General features: G+C 35.7%; 15 protein-coding genes. 14 read left to right on the top strand and 1 reads right to left on the bottom strand.

Annotated features, from left to right (window positions below; translation table 11 throughout):
• Positions 1-248: 248 nt before the first annotated feature.
• From ABIQ28_RS04805 to ABIQ28_RS04825, 5 genes are all read left to right on the top strand, one after another.
• A complete protein-coding gene (locus ABIQ28_RS04805; protein ID WP_348035708.1) occupies positions 249-1424 on the top strand; it encodes a metallophosphoesterase in 1176 nt (391 codons plus the stop codon).
• A 133-nt stretch (positions 1425-1557) separates the two neighbouring features.
• Positions 1558-2874 carry a DUF2254 domain-containing protein gene (locus ABIQ28_RS04810; protein ID WP_348035710.1) on the top strand — a complete coding sequence of 439 codons (1317 nt, stop codon included), beginning with the start codon at positions 1558-1560 and terminating at the stop codon, positions 2872-2874.
• 64 nt (positions 2875-2938) lie between these two features.
• A complete protein-coding gene (locus ABIQ28_RS04815; protein ID WP_348035712.1) occupies positions 2939-3799 on the top strand; it encodes an acyl-CoA thioesterase II in 861 nt (286 codons plus the stop codon).
• A gap of 127 nt (positions 3800-3926) precedes the next feature.
• Positions 3927-4613: a glycerophosphodiester phosphodiesterase family protein gene (locus ABIQ28_RS04820; protein ID WP_348035714.1), complete on the top strand. Its 687-nt coding sequence runs from the start codon at positions 3927-3929 to the stop codon at positions 4611-4613.
• Positions 4610-5839 carry an NAD(P)/FAD-dependent oxidoreductase gene (locus ABIQ28_RS04825; protein ID WP_348035715.1) on the top strand — a complete coding sequence of 410 codons (1230 nt, stop codon included), beginning with the start codon at positions 4610-4612 and terminating at the stop codon, positions 5837-5839. The genes ABIQ28_RS04820 and ABIQ28_RS04825 overlap by 4 nt, the downstream gene beginning before the upstream one ends.
• 2 nt (positions 5840-5841) lie before the next feature.
• On the opposite strand, the gene ABIQ28_RS04830 is transcribed toward ABIQ28_RS04825, so the two are convergent.
• The gene (locus ABIQ28_RS04830) at positions 5842-8049 is read right to left on the bottom strand and encodes a response regulator (RefSeq protein ID WP_348035717.1); all 2208 of its coding nucleotides are present in this window, start codon (positions 8047-8049) and stop codon (positions 5842-5844) included.
• A 401-nt stretch (positions 8050-8450) separates the two neighbouring features.
• Between ABIQ28_RS04830 and ABIQ28_RS04835 the strand changes: the two genes are divergently transcribed.
• The 9 genes from ABIQ28_RS04835 (at position 8451) to speB (ending at position 16963) form a co-directional block, all read left to right on the top strand.
• Positions 8451-8702, top strand: a complete 252-nt coding sequence (locus ABIQ28_RS04835; protein ID WP_348035718.1) for a hypothetical protein — start codon at positions 8451-8453, stop codon at positions 8700-8702.
• Positions 8703-8957: 255 nt separating this feature from the next.
• Positions 8958-9503 carry a DUF1697 domain-containing protein gene (locus ABIQ28_RS04840; protein ID WP_348035719.1) on the top strand — a complete coding sequence of 182 codons (546 nt, stop codon included), beginning with the start codon at positions 8958-8960 and terminating at the stop codon, positions 9501-9503.
• An 81-nt stretch (positions 9504-9584) separates the two neighbouring features.
• Positions 9585-10706, top strand: coding sequence for a diphosphomevalonate decarboxylase (locus ABIQ28_RS04845; protein ID WP_348035720.1), 1122 nt, complete (start codon positions 9585-9587; stop codon positions 10704-10706).
• 58 nt (positions 10707-10764) lie between these two features.
• The gene (locus ABIQ28_RS04850; RefSeq protein ID WP_348035722.1) at positions 10765-11112 is read left to right on the top strand and encodes a four helix bundle protein; all 348 of its coding nucleotides are present in this window, start codon (positions 10765-10767) and stop codon (positions 11110-11112) included.
• A 37-nt stretch (positions 11113-11149) separates the two neighbouring features.
• The gene (locus ABIQ28_RS04855) at positions 11150-12079 is read left to right on the top strand and encodes a mevalonate kinase (RefSeq protein ID WP_348035724.1); all 930 of its coding nucleotides are present in this window, start codon (positions 11150-11152) and stop codon (positions 12077-12079) included.
• Positions 12080-12121: 42 nt separating this feature from the next.
• Complete coding sequence (locus tag ABIQ28_RS04860) at positions 12122-13024, top strand: geranylgeranylglycerol-phosphate geranylgeranyltransferase (RefSeq protein WP_348035726.1); 903 nt, start codon at positions 12122-12124, stop codon at positions 13022-13024.
• 67 nt (positions 13025-13091) lie between these two features.
• Complete coding sequence (locus ABIQ28_RS04865; RefSeq protein ID WP_348035727.1) at positions 13092-14003, top strand: pseudouridine synthase; 912 nt, start codon at positions 13092-13094, stop codon at positions 14001-14003.
• A gap of 536 nt (positions 14004-14539) precedes the next feature.
• Positions 14540-15949, top strand: coding sequence for an arginine decarboxylase (locus ABIQ28_RS04870; RefSeq protein ID WP_348035728.1), 1410 nt, complete (start codon positions 14540-14542; stop codon positions 15947-15949).
• A gap of 72 nt (positions 15950-16021) precedes the next feature.
• Positions 16022-16963 (top strand): agmatinase, encoded by a 942-nt coding sequence (gene speB / locus ABIQ28_RS04875; RefSeq protein WP_348035729.1) that lies wholly within the window; start codon positions 16022-16024, stop codon positions 16961-16963.
• Positions 16964-16967 lie beyond the last annotated feature (4 nt).

The following is a 16967-nucleotide window of genomic DNA, read 5'->3' on the forward strand; positions in this document are numbered from 1 at the left end:
AAAAATGGTTTGCCAAACGACCAGAATGGGCGCGTCATAAAGTTGGCTGCTCCATGTTGTCCTGTAGTTCTTGACGGCAGTTTTTTGAAATAAGTGGGCATTCAATTTGACGAGTCCTTGAAATAAATTAATTCGTATCTTTAAAATTAAGGACAATTCTCATTGAATATGGAGTCCTTAGGAAGGATTAGATATTCATTTTTAATTCCAATTATTTCTTAGAAAATATTCTGAAAAAGTCAATATTAATGAATTACACTAAAAACCTCAGCGTCCTTATTTCGTTTCCCTTCCATATAAAAGCTTATGCATCCTACAAGCTACAGTATTTGGACGTCGATGTTCAGGAAAATGTTTTTCCGGATAAAGAAGTGGATAAGGTTTTTTATTTGGTTGGCGATGCTGGTTTATCCCCAATGCATGGCATGTCTCAAGGTCTAACCGTGTTTCGTGATTATCTTTCAGATAAAAATACCAAAGGCGATTACACCTTGTTTTTGGGCGATAATATCTATCCATCCGGACTTCCGGAGCCAAAAAATAAGTACCGAACTGACGCTGAACATATGCTTAATCCCCAAGTAAAAGCTGTGGCAGATTTTAAAGGGCAGAGCATCTTCATTCCTGGGAATCACGAATGGTATGCGGGCGGAGGCGTCACTGGTGTGCGACGTGAAGAACAATACATCAAAAAAGCGCTTGATGAGAATTGTTTTTTTCCAGAAGATGGTTGTCCGCTAAAAACTATTGAGGTGAGTGAAACCATTCACATGATTATCATCGACACCCAATGGTATCTTGAAAACTGGGATCATCATCCGACCATCAATGAAAATTGCGTTATAAAAACACGGGAGCGTTTGATGCTAGAACTTGAAAACGAAATCAAAAATGCTCATGGTAAAACCATCGTTTTTGCAATGCATCACCCAATGTATACCAACGCTACTCATGGCGGACAGTTTGCGCTTGAAAAACATTTATTTCCTGTTCAAAAGAAAATTCCAATGCCAGGATTGGCGTCCTTAGCCATTCAGATTAGGGCGCAAGGCGGGGTTTCCATTCAAGATAGATACAATGAATTGTATAACGATTTAATGAATCGATTGGAAAACTTAGCGACTGAAAATGGCAACATTGTTTTTGTTTCTGGTCACGAGCATACCCTACAATACAATGACAACGGGAATATCAAACAGATTGTTTCTGGAGCAGGATCAAAAACGTCGGCAGTCAATTTAAAGAATCATGGTGTTTTTGCTTACGGAAATCAAGGATTTGCTGTGCTCACTGTTTTTAAAGATGACAGCTCATGGGTGCAATATTTTGCTTCGGAAAACAATAAGCCGCAGGAGATCTTGGAAGAGTTTGGCAAAATGACGATTTTTCTAATAAATGGCATAATGATGATGGCGGCGGTTTGAGAATTACAACAGTGCAATATCTATCAGGTACATTCAATCTATTTACCGGCGAAGATGGCGAGAGATTTTCATTCGGATTGGGATATAATTTTTGAGTTGTCCGACGAAATATTGATAAACAATACGATAATTTATGAAAAAGCAATTTTATAATATTCTTGACTACATCATCAAATTAGAAAGCAACATTGCTTTCTATCCGTCATTGATTAGTTTAGGAGGGTTGTTATTTGCTTTTATTATGATTTATCTAGAAGGTTTGGGTGTTTCAAAATACTTGGTAGATAACGCTCCACTTTTGGTCGTCAACAATATTGACACGGCACGAGATCTCTTGTCCACTTTTATTGGTGGATTGATTTCTATTATGGTTTTCAGTTTTTCCTTGGTCATGATTTTACTCAATCAGGCGTCCAGTAATTTTTCGCCACGATTACTTCCGGGATTGATATCGAACAGAAGACATCAGTTGATTTTAGGGATTTACAATGCGACCTTGCTGTATTGTATTTTCACATTGGTGTCCATAACTCCGCATGGCGATAAGTACCAATTGCCTGGTTTTTCAGTTTTGTTGGCCATTGTATTTATGACGGTGTGCTTGGCATCCTTCATTTACTTTATCCATTCCATCTCCCAGCAAATACAGGTTGGAACGATCATGGACAAGATTTTTGATGATGCTTATGAACGATTAAGCAAGTTGATTGCCAATGAAAAATCTGCGGAAGCGAAATTCCCTGATACTGCAAGTTGGCAAACGGTAGAGTCTAAAAAATCCGGTTATTTTCAAGATGTCAGTTTAAAGTCCTTGGCCAGTTTTGCAAAAGAAAAAAAGATTAAAATTGAAATTGCACAAATTAAAGGTGTTTTTATTCTGAAAGACTTGCCCATGCTGAGATATTCGGGTGCTGATTTGGACGAAGAAAGCATTGATGAACTTCTGAATTATTTTCATTTTTCAAAGAATGAACTCGTTGCCGAAAATTATGTGTTGGCATTTAAGCAAATCACAGAAATCGCGTTAAAAGCCATGTCTCCTGGCATCAATGATCCTGGGACGGCCATCAATGCCATTGATTATTTGACCGATTTGTTTGCACTTCGAATGAAGAAACTGGATAATAGTTTCCTGTTTGATGATGATGACAATGCCTACGTGAGTATAAAAACGGTAAGTTTTGAAGCGTTGATATACAATGTTATGGCTGCCTTGCGGACGTATTGTAAACATGATATTATAGTCGTTCAAAAATTATTCATGATGCTTGAATATTTGCTGCAACAGGCAGAAGCGGTTGATGTCCAATACAAAAAGACAATCATCAAAGAGATCAATAATCTATATCAGGATGTGGTTAATAATCTACAAAATGAAGCAGATTTATCGGTCATTAAAAGCCGAATGATGAGGTTGAAATCTCAAAATAAATCTGATTTTACGATTTAATAGGCGAGGTTGTTTTCATTTTACATTCATTTGGATACCTTTGAAAGGCTTAAAAACACATACTATGAACAATGTTCAAGATTTAATTGAGCTGATCACTTTAAAACAACTTGATCCTACACAATTTGAGGGTTTTAGTAAAACCGTTGGGAGTCCAAATGTTTTTGGAGGTCAAGTGTTGGCGCAAGCTGTTAATGCCGCTTCACGAACGATTACGAATAATCGGGTGCTGCATTCGATACATGCGTATTTTTTGGAAGCTGGAGACTTGGAGGTGCCAATAATATATGACGTTAGTATTATTCGCGATGGCGGCAGTTTTTCTGTCAGACGTGTCACGGCTTTACAAAATGGTTTGACTATTTTCATTCTGTCGGCGTCATTCCAAAAAAAGGAAGAAGGTTACAATCACCAAATCAAAATGGATGAAGCCATCAAAAAACCTGAAGAATTATTGAGTTGGACGGAAGTGTTAAATCAGTTTGGCGATTTCATTCCAGAAAAAACAAAGAACTTTTTGTCGGCTGATCGTCCTGTCGAATTTAAGCCAGTTGAATTGATCAATCCCTTCGATAGAAAAGATTTGCCTGCATTTACCAACGTGTGGTTTAAGTTAAAAGGAGACTCCTCACAATTGGATGTCGCCGCAAAACAACAAATCCTGACCTATGTTTCCGATTATAATATTTTGGCCGCAGTGATGAACCGCCACGCCAGCAAAGCGCATTGGGGAAATACGGTCACTGCAAGTTTGGATCATTCCATGTGGTTTTTCAGGGATTTTGATTTTGATGATTGGTTGTTATATGCCATTGAAACTCCAAATGCTGCAGGCGCTCGCGGATTTGCACAAGGAAATATCTTTACCAGAGATGGGACGCTTGTTGCGTCAGTAGCCCAGGAAGGACTGTTGAGGCCTAAATAGTTTTTAAAATTCCAATTACGAAAATAACAAATTCCAATAGTAGCTTTGCTTACAACGATAGAAACTAGCCTGCCCGCCGCTAGCTTTAGTGAAGGAGGGAAATAAAAGAAACCAGAAACTATTGAATGTGAATAAAATACTGAAAATAGGCCATCGCGGTGCCACAGGCTACGTGACAGAAAACACCTTAGAATCCATGCAGAAAGCCATAGATTTAGGCGTTGATGGCATAGAAATAGACGTGCATTTATGTCAAACTGGAGAGTTGGTCGTTTTTCATGATTTCACTTTAGAAAGATTGACCGAAGCTACTGGAGAAATTACAAAAAAAACGCTTGACGACTTGAAAGCGCTTAAAGTGAACGGAAAATTTAAAATTCCGACCTTATTGGAGGTTTTAGACTTGATAAATAAAAAATGCCTTTTGAATATTGAATTAAAAGGGCAGCGAACAGCTGAAGATACTTGCAAGATTATCCAATTATACATAGAAACGAAAGATTGGAACTACGAACAATTTATCGTGTCCAGTTTTGATTTTGAACAATTAAAAACGGTTTTTAATAGCAATATAAATATACCTTTGGCTGTTTTAACCGAATCTGATATTGAAGACGCTATTGACTTTGCAAAAACAATTAAGGCAAAAGCCATTCATCCGGATTTTCAGTTATTGAATAAAAATAAAGTAAAAGAAATTCAGAATTTGGGCTATAAAGTCAATACATGGACGGTTAATGAATTTAAGGACATTGCGCTTATGAAAAGTTATGGCGTTAATGGTCTCATTTCTGATTTCCCCGATCGCATATGAACATAAAAGACATCATTATTATTGGTGGTGGTGCCGCAGGTTTTTTTGCGGGCATCAACATTGCAGAACGCCATCCAAAATTAAAAATCGCGATTCTTGAACGTGGTAAAGAAGGTTTGCAAAAAGTCAAAATTTCAGGTGGCGGACGCTGTAATGTGACGCATGCCGAATTTGTTCCCTCAGAATTGGTATTAAATTACCCAAGAGGTGAAAAGGAATTATTAGGGCCTTTTCATCAATTTATGACGGGCGACACCATTGATTGGTTTGAAAAAAGAGGCGTGGAACTTAAAATTGAAGAGGACGGGCGGATGTTTCCAGTTACTGATTCTTCACAAACTATCATTGATTGTTTTTTAAACGAAGCCAAGAAACATAAGGTTGAGGTACTATATAATGAAAGTGTCAAAAGTATTTCGCCGTCCTCCCGAGCTGAATCTAAAGATTTCGACCATCATTTTAAAATAGAAACACAATCAGACGTTTTTTACTGCAAAAAATTGGTCATTGCCACAGGAAGCAATCCAAAAATCTGGAAATTACTGGAAGATTTAGGTCACAGTATTTCACAGCCAGTGCCATCGCTTTTCACTTTTAATATCAAAGATGAGCGCATCAAGGATATTCCCGGAGTGGTGGCTCAAAACGTCGAAGTCAAAGTGGTCGGTACTGATTTGTATTCAGAAGGGCCTTTGCTAATTACCCATGTTGGCATGAGCGCGCCTGCCATTTTAAAGCTTTCCGCTTTTGGTGCCATTGAACTCGCCAATCGTGATTATAAATTTGAGATTGAAATTAATTTTATCAGAAAATCTCTTGAAGATTGCTTAAGTATTTTAAAAGATTTCAAACAGGATTTAGCTAAGAAAACTGTGTTTAACGCACCGCAATTTGATTTGCCTAAACGTCTTTGGCATAAATTGGTTATGGCTTCAAATATCACTCAAGTAACACGTTGGGCAGATTTGAATAAGCAACAGTTGGAGGATTTGTCTTCGCAATTGACCCAGGCCATTTTTAAAGTGGACGGAAAAAGCACATTTAAAGAAGAGTTTGTGACTGCTGGAGGTATTGACTTAAAAGAAGTCAATTTTAAAACCTTTGAAAGTAAACTTCACAAAAATCTATTTTTTGCCGGAGAAGTATTAAATATTGATGCTGTTACAGGAGGTTTTAACTTCCAAAATGCATGGACTGGTGCCTATATTGTCGCAAAAGCTATTTAAAGCTAATTATCTTGAATCACATGGCTGTATTTCAAAATCACGGATTTAAATACTTCAAATTCATACGGTTTTGTGATGACGTAATTCATCCCGCAAGCTTTAGCTTTGTTTTGAACTTCAACAGAATTTAAAGCCGTTAATGCCAAAACTGGAATGTTAGGATTGAACAATCTAATATGTTTGGTAGCTTCATAACCATCCATGTCCGGCATGTTGATATCCATTAGCACCATGTCAAAATCTTTCTCTTTTACAAGGCAGATGGCCTCTTTACCGCGAGTAGCAGTTTCACAAAAATATCCCGGAATTTTTTCTACATTTTTTTGAGTGACCAATAAATTGATGTGGTTATCATCTACAATAAGAATTTTAGAAGGGGTGTCAAGGGCAGTAGGCGTGAGTTGACCATTAGATTTTGGTAATTCGGCAATTTCAAAATTAATTTCAAAGAAAAAGTTACTTCCTTCATTCGGCTTTGAAGTAAATTCGATTTGAGCATTATAACTTTTCAGCAAGGTTTTTACTATATAAAGGCCCAGTCCGGAGCCTGAGCTATTCTTTTCTAAAAATGTCGTGTTTTCAAATGCATTGAAAATGATGTCCCGATTTTTATTCTGAATCCCAATGCCTGAATCCTTAATCTCAAATAATAATTTAACGTGTGAATCTGTTCTCTGCTTCTCAGTAACATTAAGGGATACAAATCCCTTCGATGTGTACTTAATGGCGTTATAGGTAAGATTGATCAAAATTTGGCTTAACACAACCTTGTCCACCAATAAAAATTCTTTACAAATGGTTTTTTCTATATTGGTGTAAAATTCCAGTCCTTTTTGGTTTGCTGAAATTTTTATGGAGGTTGTAGTGTTTTTTATGAACTGAGAAAAATTGGTGGGTTTTAAATGCAGAGTCTTGTTTTCAAATTTTAATTTTGAGATTTGTAAAACGTTGTCAATAAGGACAGAAATATAATTGCTGGAGGTGATCAGTGCATTTAAATAACCTTTTCTTTTCTCAGGAGATTGTTCTTGTTCAATTAATGTGGTAAGGCCATTGATGCCATATATTGGTGTTCTTAATTCATGGCTTAAGATGGAAAAAAATTCAAGACGCTCTTTGTCAATCCGTTTTAATTTTTTATTGGATTCTTTAAGTCTTAAGTTGATTGCTTTGATATGTTTTCTATTGTTGTAGTAATAATAGAAGAAAATTCCTGCCCCAATTAGGATTAAACTCAACACGATTGTGGCGATTAAAAAGGCATTATAAAGCAGTCTGCCTTCGTTTCTCTTCGAATGGGCAAGTTGTAATTCTTTTTCCTTATTGATTATCTTATAAATAAGATCTCCGTTTTCAGATATTTTTTTTTGAAGACTCTTAACTGCAAGAAACTTTAATGAATCTGATTTGAGAAGGTAGCGGTTTGCTAAATCCAGTTGATCGGTATATTCTTTATAATATTTGAATTTATAAAAATTAAAGGTCGAAATTTGACTTAATGGGAAAAGGTGCTCCTTATCTTTAACATGAAATTGTTCAGAGTCTATATCGAAGAGTACTTTGTAGCCTTGTTCAGATTGACCCAAATTAATTAGGGCCACAGCCTTATAGTATCCAAAAGCAGCTTCCCATCGTTTTTTTTCAGCTTTATCGTGCTCAGAGATAAAATCATAGTTATTTAATTGCTCAAGCGCTTTGTCTGAATTCTGTAAAGCATCATCATAATCTTTGATAAAATAATTTTTGCGGACTTCGGATTCTAAATTGTAAAAAAGATTAATGGTGTAAAGGCGTTTTGAGTAATCAAGAGCTATGGGAATGAGGCTGTCAAATTTCTCGTAGTTTTTTCCATCCACGTAACTTCGTGCCAAATGAGTCAATACGTTGTCAACCTCATTGAACTTGTTGAGTGAGTCATAAATTTCAAAAGCCCTTGTATAATATTTGGCGGCAGTTTCATGACTTTCAATCCCTGAAAAAACGGTGCCTAAAGCTTGATTGGTATAGGCTAAAGATGAGGGCAGGTGATGGTATTGGGCATGCGCAAGATCTGCATTCAAAAGCAAGGTTACTTCGTAGATGCTATCTTGCGAAATAAGCTGATTTAATCGTTCTTGGCTATTGATATGACTTGCTCTTAACTGAGAATAGCTAGCAAAGGAAGTGCAATAAATTGCTACAAATATCAGATAGGATTTTAATAAACTCATGTCATTGGGGGCGAGTGGAATGATGAAATTTCGGCAAAAGTACAAATGTTATCGGTAAAATGCTGATTTTGTGGCCTTGAAAATAGATCTCGCTATTAAAAAATATTTGCTTATTTGTGTAAATTGCTGTACTACAGCTTTATGGGTTTTGATGGAATTTTCTATTTTAACTTTACTTTAGCAATAAAATAATCTTCACTAAAGAATCGTTTTTGATTTGATAGGGTAGCGGGGAAATCGGTGTTTAATTTTATAGAAATCAGGCTCTGTTTTGTTCAACTCAAAACTTTTCGTTGGTTCTATAAGCACTTATAAGCGAACTATATGTTTTTAAAAATCTCTTGAGTTTGCTCTCTAAATCATATATTTTTTATATATTAGATATATATAATCTATACATCATGGGAAAGACAAAAAAACTTATAGAATTAGACAATAAAGCGATTAAAATTTTAGAACAACAAGCCAAACTTCAAAAGCGCTCTTTAAAGAATTACCTCGAATATACTTTAGAAGATGTCGCCATACGCTATAGTGAGCCTTCAGAAGAATATAAAAAGATGATGGATGATATGTTGGATGCAATGGAGAAAGGAACACTTGAAACGAAACCACTTTCAGAAATTCTAAAACGTTATGGACGTAAATTATGAAATTTCTAACGAAGCCGATGTGGATTTGGACAGGGCGATTTGTTATTTTAGGTTATATGAAAAAGAGGAGGATTTTATTGAAGACTTACTGGAACAATTGAGAATTATTTGCGCGATGCCTAAAGCATTTCAAGTAAGATATAAGAAGGTGAGAATTGTAAGTTTAGAGAATTTTCAATATTCTATCCATTATACTATATTCAGAGATAGAATTATTATATTGAGAATTTTAAACCAATCCCAAGACTTCTAAGCATGACCACATTCGTCGCTCTTTTAAAAGGAATTAACATCGGCGGGCATCATAAAATCCCAATGGCAGAGCTGCGTCAGCTATTGATAAAAGCAGGGTTTCAAAATGTTCAAACCTACATCCAAAGTGGCAACGTCATTTTCCATTCATCTGATAAAATAGAAGGGATAGAAGATAAAATCCAGAAATCCATTCATGCTCATTTCGGATTTGAGGTTTCAGTTATTGTCAAAACGCATGAGGAATTGCAAATAATTTTTGAGGCCTGTCCTTTTTCCAATGAAATAAAGGAAAAGAGTTATTTTATAATGTTTAGTAGAATTCCTGATAACGAGTTGGTTGAAGAAGTCTCCAAAATAACATTTGAAAATGAGACGTTTGTCATCAAAAAGGATGGCCTTTATTTTTACAATGGTGCTGGTTACGGACAAGCGAAATTCAATATGAATTCTTTTGAGCGAAAATTGAACGTCACAGCAACGGCCAGAAATTATAACACCATGGTAAAATTGTTGGCAATGTCATCGGTCAATGAAAAAGACCATTAGGATTTCTTATTTTTGCATCTGGTTGAAATAATTCAGAAATCTGTCTTTTGAAATAGGTTTTTGTCCGAAGAAAAATAACTCATGACTGCACACGATTTTATTCCAAATACTTATAAAACTTTAGTAGAAAAAGGTAGTGTCACTTGGGAGTCTCCCAGCAATATCGCCTTAGTTAAATATTGGGGGAAGAAAAAAGATCAAATCCCCGAAAATCCGTCTCTGAGTTTTACATTAGATAATTGCAAAACCATCACAACATTAAGTTTCGCAAAAAGGACGAACGACGACACTGATTTCTCTTTTGATATTTATTTAGATGGTGAATTAAAGGATGATTTTAAATCAAAAATCCAAACCTTTTTTGATCGTGTTGAAGTTTATTTGCCGTTTTTAAGAATTTATCACTTTGTAATTGAAACCCAAAACACCTTTCCTCATAGCTCAGGTATCGCGTCTTCAGCAAGTGGCATGAGTGCTTTGGCGTTGTGCTTAATGAGTGTTGAAAAACAATTGTTGAAATCGGATGGTGTTCAAGGCGCAGATAAAAACGCTCTTGATGAAGCTTATTTCAATCGAAAAGCTTCATTTTTAGCGCGTTTAGGTTCAGGAAGTGCTTGTAGAAGTATTGAAGGCGACGTGATTGTGTGGGGAGAAACCGACTGTATAGAAGGTAGCACTGATTTATTTGGCGTAAAATATCCCTACAAAGTCCATGAGAATTTCAAGGAATATCAGGACACTATTTTGTTGGTTGACAAAGGCGAAAAGCAGGTAAGCAGTACGGTTGGCCATAATTTAATGCATAACCATCCTTATGCACAAAACAGATTTCAACAAGCCCATCAAAATATGGATAGTCTTAAAGAGATTTTGGAATCGGGCGATTTAAATGCGTTTAATGCCTTGGTTGAAAGTGAAGCGTTGACCTTACATGCGATGATGATGACGAGTACACCCTATTTTATCTTAATGAAACCCAATACCTTGGAGATCATTAATAAAATATGGGACTTCAGACAGGAAACAGGTTTGCATATCAGTTTTACGCTAGATGCAGGTGCCAATGTGCATGTGCTTTATCCTAAAAATGAAAGTGAGGAAGTGTTGCAATTTATTAAGAACGAGTTGGTTGCGTATTGTCAAAATGGACATTTTATTTGTGACCAAATTGGATTCGGAGCAAAACTAATTGATAATGAATAGTTAAAAATTAAAAAGAAAAGGTTTATATTGGTTAACACTAATCAATAAATCCTTAAAAATGAAGACGAATATTATTAAAGACAAAAGTTTTCTATTTGCTGTTGACATAGTGAATCTGTATAAGTACTTAGCAGGCAATAAAAAGGAATATGTCATGTCACGACAGCTCTTAAAATCAGGAACTTCAATTGGTGCCAATGTTAGGGAGGCTGAGTTTGCTCAAAGTCGTGCAGATTTTACCAACAAAATGTCAATTAGTCTTAAGGAGGCTAATGAAACTGATTATTGGCTCGATTTGTTACATGTCACCGAATTTATTGATGCTGATCAGTTTAAGGAATATAAGCCTAAAGCGCAGGAGATGTTGCGATTATTAGTTAGTATTGTTAAATCATCTAAAGAATAATTCTTAACTTTGCACTATTAATTTTTCATTACACTAAATGAAAGGACCTCTATTTTACTCTAAAATCCTGCTTTTTGGCGAATATGGCATCATCAAAGATTCCAAAGGTTTGTCTATTCCCTATAATTTTTTCAATGGGGCGTTGAAAACTGACGGACTTCAAACTGAAAATGCCATAAAGTCTAATAGCAATCTTAAACGCTATGTGGATTATTTGAAGCTTATCAATCCAGAGTTGGTAACTTTTGATATGCAGGCTTTAGAGAGTGATGTCAATGCTGGAATGTACTTTGATTCATCAATTCCTCAAGGTTATGGCGTAGGGAGCAGTGGTGCTTTAGTGGCTGCGATTTACGATAAATATGCGCATAATAAAATTACCGTTTTAGAGAACTTAACACGTGAAAAACTATTGATCCTGAAATCTGTTTTTTCTGAAATGGAATCTTTTTTCCATGGGAAATCATCAGGTTTAGATCCTTTAAACAGTTATTTGAGCATTCCTATTTTGATCAATTCCAAAGACAATATTGAAGCTACTGGCATTCCGTCGCAAAAAAGTGATGGAAAAGGCGCAGTGTTTTTATTGGATAGTGGCATGACTGGCGAAACTGCACCAATGGTTCATATTTTTATGGAAAATATGAAACAGGAAGGTTTCCGCAGAATGATCAAAAATCAATTCATTAAGCATACCGATGCTTGTGTGGATGACTTCTTAAAAGGCGATTTCAAATCGTTATTTCTCAACACCAAAAAACTTTCTAAAGTGGCTTTGAATCATTTTAAGCCCATGATTCCGCAGCAGTTCCATGCGTTATGGAAACAAGGCTTGGATACGAATGATTATTATCTGAAACTTTGTGGTTCAGGTGGTGGTGGCTATATTTTAGGATTCACTGAAGACATCGATAAAGCCAGAGTATCTCTTAAAGATCACAAATTAGAGGTTGTTTATAATTTTTAAACAATTTTGCTATACGTGCATTAGCGTTTTAATCATTTTTCGATGCTAACCAGAAAACAGAAACATCTTCTACTTAAGTTTTTTAGCATGTTTTCTGTCATTAGAGGCTATAACATTCTGATCGTTGTTATTGCCCAATATTTGACTTCCATTTACATCTTGGCACCCGATCGACCACTTCGTGAAGTGGTGCTCGATCTGAACTTGTTTATGTTGGTTTTAGCTTCAGCCTCTGCGATTGCCGGTGGTTATATCATCAATAATTTTTATGATTCCGAAAAGGATTTGATTAATCGTCCTCACAAATCGATGTTGGATCGATTGGTAAGCCAGAATACCAAACTGTCATTTTACTTTATCTTAAATTTTTTGGCCGTGGTCATGGCGAGCTATGTATCCTTTAATGCCGTCCTTTTCTTTTCCCTTTATATTTTCGGAATTTGGCTGTATTCACATAAATTGAAGCGACTGCCTTTTATTGGTAATCTGACTTCTGCGGTTTTAATGATCACACCGTTTTTTGCGATTTTTATCTACTATCGCAATTTTGAAACAGTCATATTTTTCCATGCGATGTTCTTGTTTTTGATTATTTCCATGAAGGAGCTGACTAAGGATTTGGAGAATATCAAAGGCGATTTGGCCCAGGATTATCATACGATACCTGTAGTTTATGGTGAGAATGTTTCAAAAACGATGTTGACCATTTTGGCGTTTTTAACTTTGATTCCCATGCTAGTGCTGGTGAATTATTTTGATATTGGCCACATGAATTATTTTTTCTATTTAAGCACGCTTTTGCTGTTTATCATGATTCTGTTATTATGGAAATCGAAAACAAAAACCCATTACCTCATATTGCACAATGTTTTAAAATTGATCATTGTGGTTGGTGTGTTTTGTATTGTTTTGATTAATGTGGATGTGGTGTTGAATAGAATTTGAGAAAATCGTAAATTGTAGCTCTTAAATCGTCATATAATAAAGTATCTTTGCGTAAAATTTTTAAGTCATGAGTAGACATCAAGGGAGTAGTGGGAAAGGAAAATCTGGAGGCAGAGGACATAGTAATGGAAGTCCAGCAGGAGGTGAAAGGAGTCGCGATAATTCCAAAGGGAAAAGTTTTGCCAGAGGGAATGCCCCAATGAGAAAAACTACAAAAGATATTTCAAAACCGGAAGAAGTTAAAAAAGCCCCAGTTAAAAAAGGCAATCCGGATGAGATCAGATTGAACAAATACATTGCGAATTCAGGGATTTGCTCTCGTCGTGATGCGGATATGCACATTTCTACAGGAAGTGTGACCGTTAACGGGAAAGTGGTTACTGAAATGGGCTATAAGGTAAAGTTGGAAGATGATGTTCGTTTTGATGGCTCCCGTATCAATCCAGAAAAGAAAGCTTACGTTTTATTGAATAAACCTAAAGGATTTGCAAGCACCACAAGTGAAGGGAAAGGCAGAACAGTCATGGATTTGGTGGCTAACGCTACCACGTCGCGCATTAAACCGATTGGTCGTTTAGGGAGAAACTCCTTAGGGTTGATTCTGTTTACCAATGATGAAGCTTTGGTTAAAAAATTCACGAACTCCAAAAATGGTGTTCCACGCTTGTTTCAAATAGAATTGGATAAAAACCTAAAGTTTGAAGACTTGAAAAGTATTCAGGATGGAATTAGGATTGATGGTAAACTGGTGCCTGTTGAGGAGATCAGTTATATAGAAGGAGAGTCCAAAAATCAGATTGGCCTAAAAATCAAAAACACCGGAAATACGGTGATACGCTCAATTTTTGATCATTTAAAATATGAAATTGTAAAATTGGATTGTGTGGCCATCGCTGGTCTTACAAAAAAAGATATCCCTCGTGGGCATTGGAAACATCTTACAGAGCAAGAAGTTAATAACTTGAAAATGATGTCTTAAGGAGGTTGTTTTAAGTTTTATGTTCTATTGTGCCGTTTAAACGATTTTGAAAAAAAATGGTTTTGGGCACTTGGAATTTCAAAATCAAATTTAACTTCGATTTCAATTTCATTTTAATTCAAAATCGGATAGTTGGCTTGTTGTAAATTAATTGGTGGTGTGCTGTTTGTCATCGTTTGTCATCAGTGAAAAACCGGCGTTCAGTTCATCGCAAGCTGCCATCATAAATTTTTCACATTACCACATGTTATCTAAATTTTTTATAGTTCTTTTGCATTTTATTTAGCTGAACCCTTGAACCGTGTTTCTATGTTTGGGCTTTTGGAATTTAAGAAGTCATTTTCAAAAGCAACTTATAAGATAAGTTACCAGATTTTAAAGCTTACTTCTCATCATAATTTATTAAAGAGGAAACACCTAGTCTTCGTGTCTGTTCCTGCATATCAACAAATCCAAGTTTGATTTTTCATTATTTATCAGCAATTTATTGCTCTAATTGATTTATTTTTCAGAATTTTAAACCTTAATAGATTATAATGAATACAAAATATATTGATCTCATCAATCAAACCTTTTATTTCCCACAAGATGAATTTAAGCTAGAAGATAAATATCTTCGCTTTCATGACATTAATTTAATGAAATTAGTGGAAGATTATGGCACGCCTTTAAAGTTTACCTATCTGCCACAAATTTCAAATAATATAGTACGTGCCAAGGATTGGTTTGCAAAGGCCATCAAAAATCATAAATATGCGGGCAAGTACCATTATTGTTACTGTACTAAAAGTTCGCATTTTAAACATGTGTTGGATGAAGCCTTAAAAAATGATATCCACATTGAAACCTCTTCGGCATTTGATATTGACATTGTTGAAAAACTCAAGGCCGATGGCAAAATCACCAATAAAACTTATGTGATCAGTAATGGTTTCAAGCGCGCACAATATGTGACTAATATTGCGAGATTGATCAACGACGGACATAAAAATTGCATTCCTATAATTGACAACTATGAAGAGATCGAATTACTCTCACAGGAAATCAAAGGGAAATTCAATATAGGCATCCGTATTGCATCTGAGGAAGAACCGAAATTTGAATTTTATACCTCAAGATTGGGCATTGGATACAAAAATATCCTTCCATTTTACAGAAACCAGATTAGAGACAATAAAAAAGTAAAACTGAAAATGCTGCACTTTTTTATCAATACTGGGATTCGTGACAACGCGTATTACTGGAATGAGCTCTCTAAATGTTTGAAGGTTTATACGAGTTTAAAACGCATCTGTCCATCATTGGATAGTTTGAATATTGGTGGTGGTTTTCCAATTAAAAACTCTTTGGCATTCGATTTTGATTATGAATATATGGTGGATGAAATCATTAATCAGATTAAAATGTTCTGTGAGCAAGAAGAAGTAGATGTGCCAAATATCTTTACAGAATTTGGAAGTTTTACAGTAGGCGAAAGTGGCGGTGCCATTTATGAAGTGTTGTATCAAAAACAGCAGAATGATAAAGAGAAGTGGAACATGATCAACTCATCGTTCATTACGACGCTTCCAGATACTTGGGCCATCAACAAACGCTTTGTCATGTTGCCAATTAACCGTTGGAATGATAGTTATGAGCGCGTGCTTTTAGGTGGATTAACTTGTGATAGTGATGATTATTACAATAGCGAACAACATATGAACGCGATTTACCTTCCAAAGTACAATAAGGACAAACCTTTGTATCTTGGCTTTTTTAACACCGGCGCTTATCAAGAAACCATTGGAGGATTTGGTGGATTGCAACATTGTTTGATACCTTCGCCAAAACATATTCTGATTGACAAAGATGCGGACGGCAATATAACCACCGAATTATTTGCGGAAGAACAAAAAAGTGAAGACTTACTTAAAATTTTAGGTTACGATAACACAAGCGCGAGCTAAGATTTTCTGTTAATTGAAAACATATAAAAGCAAATTGTATTTTACCTTTAAAATAATAATAAGTATTTCAAAATGAATAGTAATGTAACGTATGCAGGAATACCAGAAGAATATTCCAAATTAGAGACTGCGAAAATCGTGTTGATTCCTGTGCCTTATGACGGGACAAGTACATGGCAAAAGGGTGCAGACCAAGGTCCAAGGGCTTTTTTGGATGCTTCTGAAAACATGGAACTGTATGACATTGAAACAAAAACCGAAGTGTACAAACAAGGGATTTACCTTGCTGATGCAGTGACTGAGAATTCATCTCCTGAAAAGATGGTCGATGCCGTGCACCAAACTGTTAAAAAGTACATCAAACGCAATAAGTTTGTAACGGCTTTTGGTGGTGAGCATTCTATTTCAATCGGTACCATTCGTGCTTTTAATGAATGTTTCGATAATTTGACTGTGCTTCAAATTGATGCGCATGCCGATTTGCGTAAGGAATATCAAGGTTCCAAATGCAATCATGCCTGTGCAGTTTATGAAGCGAGCCAAAACACCAATTTAATTCAGGTTGGTATCCGAAGTATGGACGCCATTGAAACGACAGTGATGGACGAAGAAAAAACTTATTTTGCCCATGATATGGTCAATGATGAGTTTTGGATGGACAGTGCTATAGATCAAATGACCGATAATGTATTTATTACTATTGATTTGGATGCTTTTGATCCCTCAATTTTACCATCAACCGGTACACCAGAACCAGGTGGCTTGCTTTGGTATGAAACTTTGGATTTTTTAAGAAAAATATTTGAAGAAAAAAATGTGGTTGGATTTGACATTGTTGAACTTTGTCCAGACCCGAACGAGAAATCATCAGATTTTCTTGCCGCAAAATTGTATTACAAAATGTTAACCTATAAATTCTTGGACGATAATGTAGATGATAGTTACGAAAGTAACTTTAACGAATCCAGTTCAAGTACAATTAAATATTCTAAATTCGATGACGATGACAACTAAAGGA

It is taken from the genome of Gelidibacter sp., assembly GCF_039916245.1.
Classification (GTDB): Bacteria; Bacteroidota; Bacteroidia; order Flavobacteriales; family Flavobacteriaceae; genus Gelidibacter.